The following is a 1,605-nucleotide window of genomic DNA, read 5'->3' as shown; positions in this document are numbered from 1 at the left end:
CGGCGATGATACCGGTACCCGGGACGGCTGCACGGAGGACGACCTTGCCGGCGCCGTGGCGGCCGGTGATGTCGTGGTGCAGCGTGCGGGCGTCGCGCAGCGGCACGCGGATCATCTGGCGCTTGGCCTGTTCCGTTGCCTTGCGGATCGCTTCTGGAACTTCACGGGCCTTACCGTGACCGAAACCAACGCGACCCTTCTGGTCACCCACAACGACGAGGGCTGCGAAGCCGAAGCGCTTACCGCCCTTAACAACCTTGGCCACACGGTTGATGTGTACCAGGCGATCGACGAACTCGCTTTCGCGTTCTTGAACGTCTCTGCTCATAATGTTTTTCCTCGCCGCTGTTAGAACTGCAGACCGCCCTCACGGGCAGCGTCTGCAAGGGCCTTAACACGGCCGTGATAGATGTAAGCGCCACGATCAAAGATCACTTCGGCAACACCGGCCTTCACACCGCGCTCGGCGATCAGCTTGCCGATAACGGCAGCTGCTTCGGAAGTTGCGCCGCTCTTGAGCGAGCCGCGAACGTCCTTCTCGAGGGTGGAAGCCGCTGCCAGCGTACGACCATTCGCGTCGTCGATGATCTGGGCATAGATATTCTTGTCCGAGCGGAAAACGCTGAGACGGGCGCGACCGAAGGCACGAGCCTTGAGCGCCTTGCGGACACGAGCCTTGCGGCGGTCTGCACCTTTTGCACTGATAGCCATAGGTGGCGCTCCTTACTTCTTCTTGCCTTCTTTGCGGAAGACCTGCTCGCCGGCGTAACGCACGCCCTTGCCCTTGTAAGGCTCGGGGGGACGCCAGCCGCGGATCTCGGCCGCAACCTGGCCAACCTGCTGCTTGTCGATGCCGGTGACGACGATTTCGGTCGGAGCGGGCACGGCCAGGGTGATACCCTGGGGAGCTGCATAGACCACTTCGTGGCTGAAACCGAGCGAGAGCTTGACGTCTTTGCCCTGCAGCGCAGCGCGGTAACCGACGCCCTGGATCGCCAGCTTCTTTTCGAAACCAGCGCTCACCCCGGTGACCATGTTCTGGATCAGCGCGCGGGTGGTGCCCCAAGCAGCACGAGCTTCACGGGAGTCGTTAGCGGGAACGACGACGAGGCCGTCCGAATCCTGCTCGACATTGACGATATCCATGAGCGTGAGGCTCAGCTCGCCCTTCGGGCCCTTGGCGGACACGACACGACCATTGATCGTGACCGTAACGCCGTTAACCGGGGCCACCGGTTTCTTGCCAGTACGTGACATTCTATATCCTTGAGTAATCGTCTTACCGCGCATCCAATGCGCGTGAAGGTGCCCGAAAACGGAGCCGATCAGCGTTTCCGAGAAACGTTGATCGCGCTCCTATCAGCTTTTGGCGCACATTCAACAGGAAAAGTGGAAACCACTTCCCCTCAGAGTGCTTCACTGAGCATCGGGCCCACACGCATCAGAAGACGCGGCAGAGTACCTCGCCACCAACATTGGCAGCCTTGGCTTCGTGATCGGCCATCACACCCTTGGGGGTGGAGAGGATCGAAACACCGAGGCCATTGGCAACCTGCGGAATATTCTTAACCGACGCGTACACGCGGCGGCCGGGACGGGAAACGC

Annotated in this window: 4 protein-coding genes; all 4 read right to left on the bottom strand. The window is 61.1% G+C overall.

The window, feature by feature from the left end; genetic code table 11:
• The coding region (locus J0I64_RS09110) for a 30S ribosomal protein S5 (protein WP_291407349.1) at positions 1–328 on the bottom strand (328 nt) is incomplete at its 3' end.
• Between the two features lie 20 nt (positions 329–348).
• Entirely contained in the window at positions 349–711 is a 363-nt protein-coding gene (rplR, locus tag J0I64_RS09105; protein WP_291407347.1) for a 50S ribosomal protein L18, read from the bottom strand.
• Positions 712–723: 12 nt separating this feature from the next.
• The gene (rplF, locus tag J0I64_RS09100; RefSeq protein ID WP_291407345.1) at positions 724–1,257 is read right to left on the bottom strand and encodes a 50S ribosomal protein L6; all 534 of its coding nucleotides are present in this window, start codon (positions 1,255–1,257) and stop codon (positions 724–726) included.
• A 184-nt stretch (positions 1,258–1,441) separates the two neighbouring features.
• Positions 1,442–1,605: 30S ribosomal protein S8 (gene rpsH, locus J0I64_RS09095; RefSeq protein WP_291407351.1), on the bottom strand; the 164-nt coding region annotated here is incomplete at its 5' end.

The sequence above is a fragment of the Devosia sp. genome (genome assembly GCF_017307565.1).
In the GTDB taxonomy this organism is placed as follows: Bacteria; Pseudomonadota; Alphaproteobacteria; order Rhizobiales; family Devosiaceae; genus Devosia.
This window is presented reverse-complemented; position numbering and strand designations above follow the sequence as displayed.